Consider the following 15,526-nt stretch of genomic DNA (forward strand, 5'->3'; position numbering starts at 1 on the left):
TGTCTCGATGTTCACTCAGCTTGTCCGGCACCGCCATTGCATGCCTGCAAGAAACGATGCGCCAGAACCCGGTAATCGTGCCGGGCCAAAATATACTCGCGACCGGCCGCGCCCATGGCGCGCCGCTCCTCGGAGGAGAGCGCCATCATGGAGCGCACGGCGCCGGCGATGGCGACAGGATCCTCGGAGCCGATGGACAATCCCGCCCCCGCCTCCTTGACCATATCGTTGCCGGCGTCCACCGAATGGATCACCGGTCGCGCCGCCATCATGTAATCGAAAAGCTTGTTGGGGTTGATGCCGAAACGGTAGATCGGCAACTTGCGCCAGCCGATGAACAGCGCATCCATGCGGGCCAGAAATGCCGGCACCGCCCGCTTCGGGATCGCCGGCAGGAAATGGACATTGCCCAGGCCCAGCGTTCTGGCGGCGGCCACGAGTCCGGCCTTGTCGGGCCCATCGCCGACCAGCACGAAAGCGACGGGTTCGTCCTTGAGGCTGGCGGCGGCCTCGAGCAGAAAATCCAGCGCATTGGCCAAACCGTGGCCACCCGCGTACCCCAGCAAAAACCGGCCTTCGCTTTCCAGCCGGTAAATCAGTTCGTCGTGCTCGCGCGGCAATGGCAAACCATCATCGTCCCATTCGGTCAAATCCACTCCGTTTGGAATGACATGATACTTGTCCGGAGCCATGCCGTGGGCTTGCATGTGGTCGCGCGCGCACGGCAGCATGGAAACGACCGTATCGGCATTGCGGTATCCATAATCTTCGGCCCACTGCAGAAGCATGACAAAAGGATGGCGCGGCGACATTCCGCCGACTTCGACCGGCGTCAGCGGCCACAGATCGTGCACTTCATAGGCGAGTTTCGCGCCGCACTCGCGCGCGATCCGTTTGGCCGGAATCGTATCCAGAGGGTAGGTGCTCGACGCGATCACCAGATCCGGCGAATACGTTTTGCGCAAGGTTCGCCAGGCGCGCATCAGGGCCAACAGGAAACCGAAGATGTTGATCACACGCCCGACGCCATTGCCGTCATAACGCGGAGTGCGGCACCACAGGTAGCGGATGCCGTCGATGCTCTGCTCATGCGTCGCGCCCTGGAATATCGGGTTTTTCTGGCGCAAGTGCGACTGATCCGCCGCCACCATCACCACCTCATGGCCGGCTTTCACCCATTCGCGGGCAAGATAGTAGGGACGGAACTCCATGCCGTGCTCGGGTGAGCCGGCGTAATGATTGATATAAAGGATTTTCATTGGTCGTGTACCTCGAGCGACCGGTAGAGCGAGCACAATTTCTCGGCTTCCGCCGCCCAGCTGTAGCGGGCCAGGACGGCGCGCTGTCCGGCACGGCCCATCGCGGCGGCGGTGCCGTCGTCCTGCATGAGGGTTCGGATCGCGGACGCGATCGCGGACGGATCCTGCGGATCCACCAGGAGACCGCAGCCCGCATCGTCGACGATCTCGCGCCACACCGGGAAATCGGACGCGATCACCGGCATGCCCGCGGCCATGTATTCGAACAGTTTGATCGGCAGCGCATCCACATAGTTGGGCGTCGGAAACAGCGTAACAAGGCCGATCTTTGAGCGCGCCAGCACGTCGGCCACGCCGGCGCGATCCAGCACGCCAAGATCGTTGACCCGGCTCCAGCCGGGCTGGCTTTCCAGTTCGGCGCGCAGGTCGGATTCGCTCCAGGGCCCGGCAAGATTCAAACGCGCGTCGGTATCCGGCAAGGCGGCCACGATCGGGCCGATCCCGCGAATACGGGAAATCCCGCCGATATAGCACACCTCGTTGCGGCGGCTGTCCCACGGCGTATCGCGCACCAGCTCTTCGAGAATGGGGAAATTGCAAATATCCACCGAACGGGCGTTCAAGGCTTCGAAGCGCTTGCGGATATGCGGCGTCGACGTCACGATGGCGTCGAAACGGCGCGCGGCGAAATGCTCCAGGGTTTCCACCGAACCGGATACGGCAGGACGCAGCCACCCGGGGATCCAGTGCTTGGCCATGACCTGTCGCGGCACGTCTTCGTGCACATCGTAGACAACCTTGATGCCGGCCTGCTTCAGACGTACCGCGACGGGCAACAGCTCCGGGTCATGAAAATGCGCCACATCCGGCCTTAGCGCCAACGTGGCCTGATAAACGCGGCGCACCGTGCCGGTCATTCGTCCAAGACGTCCTCCCGAATGCGCGCCGACATCCACGATGCGGATCGAGTCGCGGATTTCCTCGCCCTTTCCATCCGCGACGATCAGGGTTACCTCGTGTCCGGCCGCGGCAAGGGCATGGCATTCTTTTACAAATATTCTTATGTCGTAGCGCGGGTGAGCACTGGTCAGATGTGCGATTTTCATGGTATCGGTCCCGTTCTATTCGGAGCGGCTTTGCAAGCTGGCATAGATCTCTGCAAAACGCCGCATGTTCGGTTCGTGCAATGCCTTGGCGGCCACCAGATTGCGGTTGATGGCCGCGATGCGCTCGAGGGCGTTGCCGTCCTCGGCCATGAGCATGGCCTCGCGCAGCGGCACCGAGAGCGTGGCGATGTCCTCGACAATCTTGCCGTTCAACCCGTCGATCACCCATTCGCCGTTGGCGGGCAAGTTGGAAAGAACCGGCAGGCATCCGTGCCCCATCGCCTCGAGAAGGCTGATGCTGGTGGCATCGGAACTCGGCACACTGACGAACACCCGGCTATCACGATACAGGCCCGCCAACACATCGGTCTTGACGAAACCGGTAAAACTCACGCGCTGGAGCGTCAATGACGCGGCCAAGGCCTTGAGCGAGTCGGTTTCTTCTCCGCTGGCGGCGACCGTCAGGGACCAGTCGGCAAAACGGTTATCGTTTTCCACATCGCGCCAGGCACGCAGGATCGCGTCGATACGGTAAAGCGGCTTGTGCAGCCGGCAGGACAGCACCCGGCGCGGCCGGCTGACGAAATCGGGTTCGGGCGGCAAGGCGTCCATACCGAAATTGAGAACCTTGATCGCGGGCCCCTCGCCGGCCAGCTCCCGGATGACGGCGGCCATATGCAGCGAATCGGAGGTGACCACCGAAGCGGCGGCCAGATTCGTGCTCACCATGCGGCGCATCAGCGCATTCTGCCTCGGCAACAGCAGGACATCGGAGCCCCACGCCGACAGAACCAGGGGAGCGGGACACCCTTGCAGGGCGCGCACGGCATGCCAGGCCACGCTATTGGCCTGATGGACATGAACCATGTCCGGTTCGATGCGTCTGGCCCAGTCCCGGATTCGTCCGGCGGTTCGCAGCGCCTTGAGGCCAAAATCCACCGTCAGCGTACCGGCCAGGTTGGCCGGACGCCGTTCCGGCGGCACATCGGTGTTGCACACCAGATAAATCCGGCCAACGTGCGGGGCGATGCCCGCGAGATAGCGCCAGGTATGCACCGAGGCCGAACCGATCAACAGCAGCCGTTCTACCATGCCAGCTCCCCGATGGCCGTGCGCAGACGGCCCAGTTTGTCGTCGAGACCGCCGTCCCCCGCGAGCGCGATATTGACCGGCAGATTGAACACTTCCGCCGCCAGGCGCTCGCCTTCCGGGCAATCTCCGGGCATATAGCCGTGGCGGAACGATCCGCGCGGATGGATCGGATCGTCGAACCAGATACCCACCGGCAAACCCGAGGCATCCGCCAGACGGCGTGCCATCGCCATCTTGTCGCCCCGGGCTGCGGCCAGGCGGAAGGGGTAACGCACCCAGTGAACATCCGGTCCGGCCTCCCACACGGTGACGCCGGGCAGATCCGCCAGCGCGTTCCGGTAGCGGTCCGCCAGCACCGCCTTGGCCTCGCGGATAGCCGCGAGGCGCCGCAACTGGGGCAGAATCAGCGCGGCCGACAGCGTGGCCAGCCGTTTTGGCGCATGCACGGCGCCGTCACGCACCTCGTCGTCACCCGAACGGTAAATCAGACCGGTGCGCCGCGCCAGCGCCATCCATGCCCGGCCGGCGAGGGCTGTCCGGATGGACAGCAGATGCCCGGCCAGGGTAACGGCAAGACGCCACTGCCCGAACCGGCTCACCCGCTCGACCGGCATGCCGGCAAACGACATGGAGGCGGGCAGGAGCGCCAGTCCACCGACACCGCCGGTCAGATTCTTGGAGTACTCGAAACTGAAAAACGCGCCGTCATGCCCCGTGCCAAGCCACCGCCCCCGGTTATCGAGACTGCCGAGGCCATGGGCGGCATCGTCGAGGAAGCGGACGCCGGGATAACGCGCGCGCACGGCATCCGGCACCCGCGACACCATGCCGAAATTGTGCGGAACAATGACCGCCCGCGTAGCCGGCGTCATCGCGCGCGAAAGCGCCTCCCAATCGTAGGAGAGCGTACTTTCCTGTACATCGCAAAACACGATCCGGGCGCCGCGCGCCGCGATCTGATTGGGCACCACGACACAGGTATACGCCGGCACGATCACGTCGTCGCCGGGTCCGATCCGGTAGGCGTCGAGCAGGGCGCCCAGCGCGCTTCGTCCGGCATCGAACCAGCGAATCTGCCATGCCTCGCCGATCTGGGCTTCGACCAGGCGAGAGAGACGCGCCTCAAGCCCGTCGGGGCGAAGAAACGGCGCGGTCAGCAACGCCGACAGGAACGCACCCGGCATCAGGGAATTGCAGGTCAGCATGGCACGGCTCCTCGACAACGCCGGTCTTCGCGCCGGCACAATCGCAGCACCCAGATCGTATAACTGGCCAGGTACAACGACATCACGACGCTCATCGTGGCGAATGCCCAGACCGTATCGCGCGTCATGACAATCACCGCCGCGAACGCGGCCAAGTTGGCGCTCAACCAACCCAGAGCCAGAGCGAACGACGTGCGCTGGCGCTTGAGCACCATGGGCACCATGAATGCCGGAGCGCAAGCGAAAGACAGGAAAAAGCTTGGCGCGAGAATGGCCGCCAATCGCCCGGCCTCGCCCCAGGCGGAACCGAATACCAGGGAAAACAGCCACTCGCCCCGTGCTGCCAGCAGGCCGAAAGGCAGCACGGCCAACGCAGCGAGCAGCTTCAGGGTCTTGCACAGCACCGGACGCAACGGGCGCCCCCGGGTATGGGCTTCGGCCAGATCGCGGTAAATGACCTGGGACACCGCCTGTCCGACGATGGCGGCGGGCAGTTTGAGCACGCGCAACACCAGACCGTAATACCCGACCACGGCCGTGCCGGCGAAATGAGCGATCAACCACAGCAGGAACGAGTCCTGCAGGGCGACGGCAAACGCATGAGGCGTGTTGACGGCGGGAAACTCGCGGTATTGCCAGGCCAGACGTTTGAGGCCCTCGACCGATACACCCGAGAAGCAGGCGAACCGTTCGTTCATGTCGCGCCGCCATTCGCCCAGCAGCGCGGCGGCCTGGCCGGCCGTCTGGCCGATGATCAGCGCCGCGACACCAAAACCGGCGAAACCGCCGGCGATCTGCACGGCGGTCAGCGTCAGGGCCTGGGCGACCCGGCCTTGCGCATTGGCGTCGTAGCGGCGCAAGCGGTTGTTGCGGTTGACCCAGATCTGGGCCGCGCCCGCGCACCACAGGGAGACCGGCAAAAACAGCAGCCAGGGCGCCAGTTCGGCCGCGCCAAGCCAGGTGGCGATCGCTTCGCGCGCGGCGAGCGCGGGCAGCAGGGCCGCGACGGACAACGCCGTGCACACGATCATGGCGAGCGCCAGAAGATGGGTCGCGTCGCGGTCCTCGGCCGGCAGCACGACGGCGAGCTCGTAGCGCCCCCCCGCCGCCACGGCGAGATTGGAGAGCCAGGACACGAACAGCGTCAGCAGCGCGAACTCGTTCGGGCTATAGAGCCGGGTCAGCAGCGGAGAAAACAGCAGCGGGATGGCCATGGCCAGCGTCGCGCCGCCGGCCAGTGTCAGGACGCTGCGCAGGAAAGCCCCGCGCAACATCGAGGTCAGTCGTCGTGCCGGCACGCTTACCCCAGCGCGCGCTTGACGGCGGCGACGATGGCGTCCTGGGTTGCTTCATCCAGGAAGGGATGCATCGGCAGGCTCATCACGCGGCGCGATGCGGCCTCGGCAAGCGGGAAACTGCCTTCCGGCTGGTTCAGGTGCGCGAACGCCGGCTGCAGGTTGAGCGGGACGGGATAATGCACGGCGGTCGGCACACCCGCCTCCTTGAGCGCCGCCTGCACGGCCTCGCGGTTGTCCACTTCGATGGTGAACTGCGCAAAAACACTGGTATTGCCCTCGGCGATCACCGGCACGCGCGCCACGTCCTTGAGCAGCTCGATATAGCGCGCGCCGATGCGGGCACGGGCCGCCACTTCGTCGCCGAACGTCGGCAGCTTGGCCAGCAGGATGGCGGCCTGCAGGGTATCGATGCGACCGTTCAGGCCGATCACCGGATGGTGGTAACGCCGGTCCTGGCCATGCAGCCGGATCTGCCGCATCTTGCGCGCCAGTTCGTCGTCGTCGGTGAAGCAGGCGCCGCCGTCCCCGTAGCAGCCCAACGGCTTGGAGGGGAAGAAGCTGGTGGTGGCGATGGTCGACACGCCGCACGAATGGCGGCCGCGGTACGTCGCGCCGAAGCTTTGCGCCGCGTCTTCGATCACCGGCAGACCATGTTTTGCGGCAACGGCGTTGATCGCGTCGAAATCCGCGCATTGCCCGTAAAGGCTCACCGGAACGATGGCCCGGGTACGTGGGGTGATCGCCGCCTCGATCAGGGCCGGATCCATATTCCAGCTGACCGGATCGATATCGACGAAGACCGGCGTCGCGCCCAGGAGGGCGATCATTTCGCCGGTGGCGATGAACGTGAACGGCGTGGTGATGACCTCGTCGCCGGGGCCGATGCCCAACGCCATCATGGCGATTTGCAGGGCCGTGGTGCCGTCGGAGACCCCGATGGCGTGCTTGACGCCGACAAGGCGGGCAAGTTCGCCTTCCAGTTCGGCGACCTCGGGCCCCATGATGTATTGCCCGTGGTCGAGCACCCCCTGGATGCGGGCGTCGATATCCGCCTTCAGATGCCGGTACTGCGCTTTCAGATCGATGAAATTGATGCTCATGATGTCGCTATCCTGTCTCACAGCAGCGTACAGTGGTTGCCGCCGATTTCGTATTCCAGCCCGCACGCCGCGCAGGCGTGTTCACCGATGCTGTCGTCCAGCCGCTCGCCGCAACGGCACATCCAGCCAAGACGACGCGCCGGGGTGCCGACCATGATGGCGTGGGCCGGCACATCGCGGGTCACCACCGCGCCGGCGCCGATGAAGGCGAATTCACCGATGGTATGCCCGCAGACGATGGTCGCGTTGGCGCCGATCGAGGCGCCATGGCGCACGATGGTGCGGCGATATTCGCTCTTGCGCGACACATGGCTGCGCGGATTGTGCACGTTGGTGAAGACCATCGACGGGCCGCAGAACACATCGTCTTCCAGCGTCACCGAGTCGTAGATCGACACGTTGTTCTGCACCTTGACGTTGTTGCCGATGATCACGTCGTTGCCGACGAACACGTTCTGGCCGAACGAGCAGCGCTCGCCGATGACGGCCCCGCCGCAGATGTGCACCCAGTGCCAGACGCGGGTGTCGTTGCCGATGCGCGCGCCGTCGTCGATGATGGCCGTGGGGTGTGCCTGGTACTCGCTCATGAGGGCTCCGTTTTCAGTAATCCAGCGGCAGACTGATGCGCCGGCCGTCGCGGGCCGACAGATACATGGCGATCAAGAGCTCCAGCGACTTGAGACCTTCACGCCCGTCGGTTTCCGGATCGGCCTCGCCGCGCATCACCTTGATAACATTGTCGTAATACAGCGGGTGTCCAAAACCATACACGCTGGTGGTCGAGTAGCTGGCGTTCTCGATGGTGTCATCCATCGGATGCGGATCGGCGAACTCCCAGTGCTGGATTTCGTTGACCGCCACACCGCCGATCCGCGCGGTGCCTTTTTCCCCCATGATGGTGATCGAACCTTCGAGGTTTTTCGGGTAGGTCAGCATGGTCACGTTCATGCTGCCCAGCGCGCCGGAGCGCCACTTGATGCTCACCACGCCGGTGTCTTCCACTTCGATGTTGCGCGCCAGCGTCGCGGTATAGGACTGCACGCTCTCGACCGGACCGATCAGCCAGTCGAGCAGATCGACATAATGGCTCGCCTGGTTCATGAACGCGCCGCCATCGAACTCCCAGGTGCCGCGCCAGGCGGCGGAATCGTAGTACTCCTGCGGGCGGGTCCAGAACACGTTGACGTTGACCATGTAGATGCGGCCGAAACGCTTCTCCTCGACGGCGCGCTTGAGCAGTTGCAAGGTGGCGTTGCGGCGGTTCTGCTTGACCACGAACAGGCGCTTGCCGGCATCGTCTGCCGCGCGCACCATCGCCAGACCATCCTCCCAGCGTGTCGCCATCGGTTTTTCGGTCAGCACATGGAATCCCGCCTCGGAGCATTCGATCGACTGGCGCGGATGCAGGCCGGAAGGCGTGGTGAGGATGATGATGTCGGCGTTGGTCGCGGCCAGCATGTCGGTCAGAGAAGCATGGCCGCGGGCGCCGGTCCGCTCGACCGCCGCGGCGAGCGCCGCCGGGTCGATGTCGCACACATCCACCAGCTCTGCGCGGTCGGCGTGCTTTTCAAGGGAACCGAAATGGTTGGCGGCGATCCGGCCGCAACCGGCCAGGGCGAAACGGATCTTGCGATCGGTGATGGGCGTGTGATGGACGGTGTGCATGGTCATTTTCAATGGTCGGTGAACGGCAAGGGGCGACACGATGGTCGCCCCGCTTCGGCATTGAACCGGTCAGGCCTTGACGATGTGGTCGGCCGGCTCCAGGTATTTACCGCGCGAATCGACGATCAGCGGCGCGTGCGCCTTCAACTGCGCGTAATCGAACTTGTCGTGGTCGGTCGCCAGCAGCACGCAATCGTAGGTCTTCAGCGTTTCGGGCGTCACCGGCACGCTCGACAGGTCGAAACGGTGCTCGCGCATTTTCGGGAACACCGGGACGTGCGGATCGGAATAGCTGACCTCGGCGCCCAGATCGCGCAGTTTTTCCATCAGGATCACCGACGGACTTTCGCGCATGTCGTCGACGTTCTTCTTGTAGGCGATCCCCAGCACCAGGATGCGGCTGCCGTTGATGGCTTTCTTGCGTTCGTTCAGCGCCGACGCGATCTTGCTGACCACGTAATCCGGCATAGTGGAATTCACTTCGCCGGCCAGCTCGATGAAGCGGGTGTTCACACCGTACTCGCGCGCCTTCCAGGTCAGATAGAACGGGTCGATGGGGATGCAGTGACCGCCCAGGCCCGGGCCCGGATAGTAGGGCACGAAGCCGAACGGCTTGGTGGCCGCGGCGCGGATCACCTCATGGATATCGATGCCCATGCGGTCGGCGACGATTTTCATTTCGTTCACGAGGCCGATATTCACCGCGCGGTGGATGTTTTCCAGCAGCTTGGTCATTTCCGCCGCGCGGGTGGATGATACCGGCACGACCTGGTCGATCACCGCGGAGTAGAGCGCCACGCCGATCTCCTGGCAGGCGGTCGTCACGCCGCCGCAGACTTTCGGAATGGTGCGGGTGGTGAAGTCCGGATTGCCCGGATCCTCGCGCTCGGGCGAGAACACCAGGAAGGCGTTGTCGCCGACGGTGAGACCGCGCGACTCGATACGCGGTTTGAGCTCTTCGTCGGTCGTGCCCGGGTAGGTGGTCGATTCCAGCGACACCAGGTGTCCTTCTCGCAGGAAGGGCACCAGCGAATCGATGGTGTTGAGCACGAACGACAGATCCGGCTCGCGGTATTTGTTCAGCGGCGTGGGCACGCACAGGATCAGCGCGTCGGCCTCGGGAGCGCGCGAGAAGTCGCTGGTCGCTTCGAATCCGCGGCCAAGGGACTGGGCGATGGCTTCGCCCGGGATGTGTTCGATGTACGAGCGGCCGGCCATCAGGGCGTCGACCTTGGATTGATCGATATCGAAACCGATCACCTTGTAGCCGACCTCGGCGAAACGCAGCATCAGGGGCAGGCCGACATAGCCCAGTCCGACAATGCCGATGACGGCGGATTTGTCCGCAATGCGGTTAAGCAGTTGCTGCTTGATCACGATGACAGTCCTAAACAGAAAGAAATTCGTCGGTCGCCGTCCTTCGACGGCGGCCCGGATAATCGGGAAACGGAAAAAGGCAGTCTCGCGCACTTCGCCGCCAGGCTGCCTGATCTTGCTCAACCGAGCCGGTATTGGGCGCCATTATACGCCGCTTGGCCCGCCCCGCTAGAGCAACAATTGGCCGCCGCTTGACTGGTTGGACAAGCGCAGGCGTTCGACGAATTCCGGGTACTCCAGCCCGAAGCGCGCTTCGCGGGCGACGGCGGCCTTTTCCAGCTCGGCGAACGACAGCACCGATGGCGTATCGCGGAACGCCAGCACGGCGACATTGCCGTGGCTCGCCGAGGGCAGCTCCAGCACACGGCCCTCGAACACCCCGCACAGGCGCTCGAGAAACTGGTGATAACGCTTGTCGCCGCTCCACCAGTTGGTCACGAACACACCCTGCGGCGACAACGCCCGTCGGCAATCCTCGAAGAAGGTTTCGGTGGTCAGCGCGTCAACGATCTGCAAACCGTCGAAACCGTCGACCAGAATGGCATCGGTCGATCCCCTGAAAATCTTCACGTACTCCGCGCCATCGGCCTCCACGATCTCGAACCGCTCGCCCTCCTCCGGCAATTCGAAGAAGGAGCGGGCCACGGCGATGACCTGGGGATTGATGTCGATCGCCACACTCTTGGCGTCGCGCAGGTAAAAATCGATATAGCGCGCCAGGGAGCCGCCGCCCAGGCCGATCTGGAGGATATGGGCGGGGTCGGGATTGAACAACAAAAAACCCATCATCGCCCGGCTGTACGACAGCACAAGATCGGTCGGGTCCTCAAGGTCCATCGAACTCTGGATGGTTTCCGAACCGAGGTGCAGCGAGCGGATGCCGTCCACTTCGCTGATCTCGACCTCGGGCATGGCATCGACGCCGGGGCGAACCCGGCGCCGGAAAGGATGTCGGGCCTTGCTCATTGGCACTCCGGAGCCTTCGGGCGGGAATCGAGGATGCTGATGGTGCGGCGCGGCGCCTCGACGTCATCGGCCGGCGCGACCGGATCGCGGAACTCTTCCTTGTCGAAGGCGGTGTCGCCACCCGCTTCGGGAACCACGCCCGGCGCGATAGTGGCGAAGTCGTACAGAGCGGTATCGGCCAGGTGCGAGGGCACGACATTGCGCAGTGCGCGGAACATGGTTTCCACCCGTCCCGGGAAGCGGCGGTCCCAGTCGTTGATCATTTCCTTGACCACCTGGCGCTGCAGATTGGGCTGCGAGCCGCACAGATTGCACGGAATGATCGGGAACGCGCGCATCTGCGCGTAGCGTTCGATGTCCTTTTCCCGGCAATAGGCCAGGGGGCGGATCACCACGTGACGACCGTCGTCCGAGACCAGCTTGGGCGGCATGGCCTTGAGCTTGCCGCCATAGAACATGTTGAGGAACAGGGTCTGCAGAATGTCGTCCCGGTGATGTCCCAGGGCGATCTTGGTCGCGCCCAGTTCGGTCGCCACCCGGTAGAGAATGCCGCGGCGCAAGCGCGAACACAGCGCACAGGTGGTCTTGCCTTCCGGCACAACACGCTTGACGATGGAGTAAGTATCTTCTTCCACGATACGGTACTCGACCCCTATGCTCTCGAGGTAACCCGGCAGCACGTCCTCCGGAAAACCCGGCTGTTTCTGGTCGAGATTGACCGCCACGATGGAAAAGTCGATCGGCGCGGACTTTTGCAGTCCGAGCAGGATGTCCAGCAGGGCGTAGCTGTCCTTGCCGCCGGACAGGCATACCATGATGCGGTCGCCCTCTTCGATCATGTTGAAATCATTGATGGCGTCGCCCACGTGGTGGCGCAGCCGCTTGGCGAGCTTGTTGCTTTCGAAAGCGGCTTTCTGGGCTTTGTCGTCGGAGACGGGAGAGACGTCTTGCATGGCGGCCGTAACAGATTGAAAAACGGTCGATTTTAGCGCGAAATACCCGGACAGGAGAAGTTTTGCGGCGTTTTTTTGCTAAAGAACAATGCTGCGCCCGCCATCGACCGCGAGGATCTGTCCGGTGATGTAGGAGGCCTCCGCCGACAGCAGGAAGGCCACGGCACGGGCGATATCCTCCGGCGTGCCGATGCGGCCCAGCGGGATACCGGCTTCGATCGCGGCGCGCGCGTCCGGAGCGGACAGCACATCGTGCGACTCGGGCCAGATATTCGCGCCGGGCGACACGCCGTTGACCCTGACGCGCGGGGCCAGCTCCAGCGCCAACGAACGGATCAGCTGGGCATGCCCGGCCTTGGCGAGATTGTAGACCACGTGCGATTTCATCGGCCGTTCCGCGTGGATATCCACGATGCCGACAATCGCGCCGGAGGCTTCCGTCAGGAACGGCGCGGCCGCCTGCGCTAGCCACAACGGCGCTTTCAGATTGCTGCCCATCAGATCCTGCCAGACCGCCTCGTCGATCGCGCCGATCCCGGTCGGAAAGAAACTCGAGGCGTTGTTCACCAGACCATCAAGCCGCCCGAACACCCCCGCCGCCCGCTCGACAAGAGCGGGCAGCCCCGGGGTGTCCAGCAGGTCGCCCTGCGCGAGCGCGACCGAACCGGGCCGCTCGAGGCGCAGCGCGGCGGCCAGGGATTCGGCCTCGTGCCGCGACTCCCGGTAGTGAAGGATCAGCAGCGCGCCGCGCCGGTGCAATTCGCGCGCGATGCCCGCGCCGACCCTTCGCGCCGCGCCGGTGACGAGAATCGCCTTACCGGCCAGATTGCCGGCCGTCATTTGGCTTCCGCCCGGCAGGCAGAAACAGCGCCCAGCATCGCGCTGGCGTCCTCGGGGAAATCGAACTCCGCTTCCAGCACGGGATCGCGCCGTTTCGCCGCTTCGATTTTGATCACCAGATGCGTGCCGGTTACCGGCACACGTTCGAGAAAGGCGTTATCCGGCTTCCAGCCGAAAGCGAAAGCGTGCTCCCCACTGCGCCAGCCGCTGACACGGTGCCGCGACGTGAAACGGCTGTTCTTCATGGAAACCGTCAGCAGGCTGCGCCGCTGTCCGATGCCCTGCGGCCCTTCGAAGGGCGACACATCCCAACCCGGAATCGCGTCCGGCACTTCGAGCGCCAGTTGCATCACCGGCTGATCGGCACGGCAAGTCAGGGTCAAGACCGCGGAGAACTCCGCCTTTCCCGCCTTGCCCTTGCCTGTCAGCGCGGCTTGGCGCAGGGGGCTGCCGGCCACCGGTTCGGTCACGATCCATCCGGCCGGCGCGTCTTGCGCCCGCAAGAGGCCGCTCGACATCATCAGGGCCATGGCGGCCAGTCGCGCAAAATGCGTCACCCTCTTCTCCTTCCGGTCGGTTTAGACCACAATCGCCACACATTGTAGCAGGATGTCAGACATGTCCCATCTCCCAGAACCTTCCGTGGAGGCCCTGGCGGTCAGCCGGACGCTGTGCCGCCGTATAGCACAGACCATCGGCGACGCCGGCGGCTGGATCCCGTTTCCTCATTATATGGAAATGGCATTATATTCGCCCGGTTGTGGTTATTACGCCGCGGGCAGCCACAAGCTTGGCAGTGCCGGCGATTTCACCACCGCGCCGGAAATGACCCCATTGTTCGGCCGCACGCTGGCCAGACAGGTCGCCCAGCTGCTGCCCGAAACGGCGGGAACGATCTACGAGTTCGGCGCCGGTTCGGGCATTCTCGCCGCCGACATGCTCGAAGCGCTGGACGCGGCCGGCAGCCTGCCCGAACGCTATGCGATCATCGATTTGTCCGCGGATCTGATCGAACGCCAGAAAGCGACACTCGCGCGCCGCGTCCCGCACCTGGCCGACCGCATCCAGTGGCTGGATGCGTTGCCCGACCGGCTTGACGGCATTGTGATCGGCAACGAAGTGCTCGACGCCATGCCCTGCGAACTCATCCGCCACGAGGGCACCTGGCGGCGTCGCGGCGCCACGGTCAAGGACGGCGCGCTGGCCTTCGAAGACCGCCCGATCGACGACGCGGGTCTTGCAGAACGCGCCGCGCGCCTTGTCCCGCCCCTGCCCGGCTACACCACGGAAATCAGCCTCGCCAACCTCGCCTTCATCCGCACCCTGGCCGACCGTCTCGAGCGCGGCGCCCTGCTGTTCGTCGATTACGGTTTCCCGGAAAGCGAGTACTACCACCCTCAACGCCACATGGGCACACTGATCGGACACTATCGCCACCACACCGTGGACGATCCGTTCTTCCTGCCAGGCCTGATGGATCTCACCTGTCATGTCGACTTCACCGCCATCGCGCTGGCCGGCACCGAAGCCGGGCTCGATCTGATCGGCTACACCACCCAGGCGCACTTCCTGGTGAACGCCGGCATCACCGAAGAGCTTCAGGCGCTCGACCCGAACGACCCCGCCCGCTATCTGCCCCACTCGGTGGCGGTGCAAAGGCTGGTTTCGCCGGCGGAAATGGGGGAGCTTTTCAAGGTGATCGGTTTCGGGCGCAAGATCGGGTTCGACTGGATCGGTTTCGCCAGCGGCGACCGCTGCCACATGCTGTGAGAAAAAAGCAAAAAATCTTCCCGCGAAGTGTTGACAGCTCCAAAACAGCACGTTAATATTCGCCCCACTTCGACGCAGCAACGCGACGAAGTCGTGGCGAATTAGCTCAGTCGGTTAGAGCGACGGAATCATAATCCGCAGGTCCGGGGTTCGAGTCCCTGATTCGCCACCACGGAATTCAAGGGGTTAGCGCAAGCTAGCCCCTTTTGCTTTTATGCCCTCCTGGAGTCCGCCCTTCCCCTCGCCGCTTTGGTTCTGTACTTGTGCCACTATAGTGGCTTTGTCATAGGAGAAACATGGAGTTGGGAGGGGATTGCCGGAGGCCTGCGCCCCCGGCCGGGTGCTCGATCAGGCGAAATCGCTCAGGTACTTCGACAAGAGATCGGCGACCGCCCGGTCATCCAGCCCGCGCGATTTGAGTTCATCCCCCAGTTCACCGACATTCACGCTGCCCAACGTCCGGTTTTCGCCCAACGGCCGCTCATCCCGGCGAATGAAGAAATCGTATTTCCTGTTTACCGTTTCCTTCACTTCGTAATGCATCACCTCGTCAACATGGTTATCCTGGGTGAAGGTCAGCACCACGGGCTGCATAGCGTACAACTCGTCGGGACGGACATAATCCGACGCGCAGATGATTACCCGATCGCCCTTCTGGCAGGTGCGTGCCGCGGCGCCATTCAGGATGCAGCAGCGCGATCCGGGCTCGCCATAAATCACATAGGTGGAAATCCGGGCGCCGCTGTCCTTGTTCCAGATCTCGACAAATTCCATCGGGAAAATGCCGGCCTTTTCGCATTGTTCGGGGTCGAGCGTGATCGAGCCGTGATAATCCAGCTCCGCTCCCGTAATCGTGATGCCATGCAGTTTTGCGCGAACAACTTTAATCACTCTG

15 protein-coding genes and 1 tRNA gene are annotated in these 15,526 nt (G+C 63.8%); 2 read left to right on the top strand and 14 right to left on the bottom strand.

Features of this window, described 5'->3' with window-relative positions; translation table 11 throughout:
• Nucleotides 1-11 precede the first annotated feature (11 nt).
• The 13 genes from JNO50_RS17310 to JNO50_RS17370 all read right to left on the bottom strand — a co-directional run bounded on the left by JNO50_RS17310 (nt 12) and on the right by JNO50_RS17370 (nt 13,418).
• Nucleotides 12-1,259 carry a glycosyltransferase family 4 protein gene (locus JNO50_RS17310; protein ID WP_189534351.1) on the bottom strand — a complete coding sequence of 416 codons (1,248 nt, stop codon included), beginning with the start codon at nt 1,257-1,259 and terminating at the stop codon, nt 12-14.
• Complete coding sequence (locus tag JNO50_RS17315; protein WP_189534349.1) at nt 1,256-2,365, bottom strand: glycosyltransferase family 4 protein; 1,110 nt, start codon at nt 2,363-2,365, stop codon at nt 1,256-1,258. The genes JNO50_RS17310 and JNO50_RS17315 overlap by 4 nt, the downstream gene beginning before the upstream one ends.
• 15 nt (nt 2,366-2,380) lie before the next feature.
• Nucleotides 2,381-3,457 (bottom strand): glycosyltransferase family 4 protein, encoded by a 1,077-nt coding sequence (locus JNO50_RS17320; RefSeq protein WP_189534346.1) that lies wholly within the window; start codon nt 3,455-3,457, stop codon nt 2,381-2,383.
• The gene (locus JNO50_RS17325; protein ID WP_189534344.1) at nt 3,451-4,662 is read right to left on the bottom strand and encodes a DegT/DnrJ/EryC1/StrS family aminotransferase; all 1,212 of its coding nucleotides are present in this window, start codon (nt 4,660-4,662) and stop codon (nt 3,451-3,453) included. Before JNO50_RS17325 ends, JNO50_RS17320 begins: the two co-directional genes overlap by 7 nt.
• A complete protein-coding gene (locus tag JNO50_RS17330; RefSeq protein WP_229804695.1) occupies nt 4,656-5,960 on the bottom strand; it encodes a lipopolysaccharide biosynthesis protein in 1,305 nt (434 codons plus the stop codon). The genes JNO50_RS17325 and JNO50_RS17330 overlap by 7 nt, the downstream gene beginning before the upstream one ends.
• 2 nt (nt 5,961-5,962) lie before the next feature.
• A complete protein-coding gene (locus JNO50_RS17335) occupies nt 5,963-7,060 on the bottom strand; it encodes a DegT/DnrJ/EryC1/StrS family aminotransferase (protein ID WP_189534342.1) in 1,098 nt (365 codons plus the stop codon).
• A gap of 17 nt (nt 7,061-7,077) precedes the next feature.
• Nucleotides 7,078-7,647, bottom strand: a complete 570-nt coding sequence (locus JNO50_RS17340) for an acyltransferase (protein ID WP_189534341.1) — start codon at nt 7,645-7,647, stop codon at nt 7,078-7,080.
• Nucleotides 7,648-7,660: 13 nt separating this feature from the next.
• Complete coding sequence (locus JNO50_RS17345) at nt 7,661-8,725, bottom strand: Gfo/Idh/MocA family protein (RefSeq protein WP_189534339.1); 1,065 nt, start codon at nt 8,723-8,725, stop codon at nt 7,661-7,663.
• Between the two features lie 69 nt (nt 8,726-8,794).
• Entirely contained in the window at nt 8,795-10,099 is a 1,305-nt protein-coding gene (locus JNO50_RS17350) for a nucleotide sugar dehydrogenase (RefSeq protein WP_189534392.1), read from the bottom strand.
• Nucleotides 10,100-10,270: 171 nt separating this feature from the next.
• A complete protein-coding gene (locus JNO50_RS17355; protein WP_189534337.1) occupies nt 10,271-11,068 on the bottom strand; it encodes a polyamine aminopropyltransferase in 798 nt (265 codons plus the stop codon).
• Complete coding sequence (gene ttcA / locus JNO50_RS17360) at nt 11,065-12,021, bottom strand: tRNA 2-thiocytidine(32) synthetase TtcA (protein WP_189534335.1); 957 nt, start codon at nt 12,019-12,021, stop codon at nt 11,065-11,067. The genes JNO50_RS17355 and ttcA overlap by 4 nt, the downstream gene beginning before the upstream one ends.
• 78 nt (nt 12,022-12,099) lie before the next feature.
• Nucleotides 12,100-12,861: a pteridine reductase gene (locus tag JNO50_RS17365; protein ID WP_189534334.1), complete on the bottom strand. Its 762-nt coding sequence runs from the start codon at nt 12,859-12,861 to the stop codon at nt 12,100-12,102.
• Nucleotides 12,858-13,418 carry a hypothetical protein gene (locus JNO50_RS17370; RefSeq protein WP_189534332.1) on the bottom strand — a complete coding sequence of 187 codons (561 nt, stop codon included), beginning with the start codon at nt 13,416-13,418 and terminating at the stop codon, nt 12,858-12,860. The genes JNO50_RS17365 and JNO50_RS17370 overlap by 4 nt, the downstream gene beginning before the upstream one ends.
• Before the next feature lie 61 nt (nt 13,419-13,479).
• Between JNO50_RS17370 and JNO50_RS17375 the strand changes: the two genes are divergently transcribed.
• Nucleotides 13,480-14,631: a class I SAM-dependent methyltransferase gene (locus tag JNO50_RS17375; RefSeq protein WP_189534330.1), complete on the top strand. Its 1,152-nt coding sequence runs from the start codon at nt 13,480-13,482 to the stop codon at nt 14,629-14,631.
• A gap of 95 nt (nt 14,632-14,726) precedes the next feature.
• A tRNA-Met gene (locus JNO50_RS17380) sits at nt 14,727-14,803 on the top strand.
• A 176-nt stretch (nt 14,804-14,979) separates the two neighbouring features.
• Here the strand turns inward: JNO50_RS17380 and JNO50_RS17385 are convergent.
• Nucleotides 14,980-15,522, bottom strand: a complete 543-nt coding sequence (locus JNO50_RS17385; RefSeq protein WP_189534328.1) for an aspartate 1-decarboxylase — start codon at nt 15,520-15,522, stop codon at nt 14,980-14,982.
• Between the last annotated feature and the right edge of the window lie 4 nt (nt 15,523-15,526).

The sequence above is a fragment of the Paludibacterium paludis genome, assembly GCF_018802605.1.
Classification (GTDB): domain Bacteria; phylum Pseudomonadota; class Gammaproteobacteria; order Burkholderiales; family Chromobacteriaceae; genus Paludibacterium; species Paludibacterium paludis.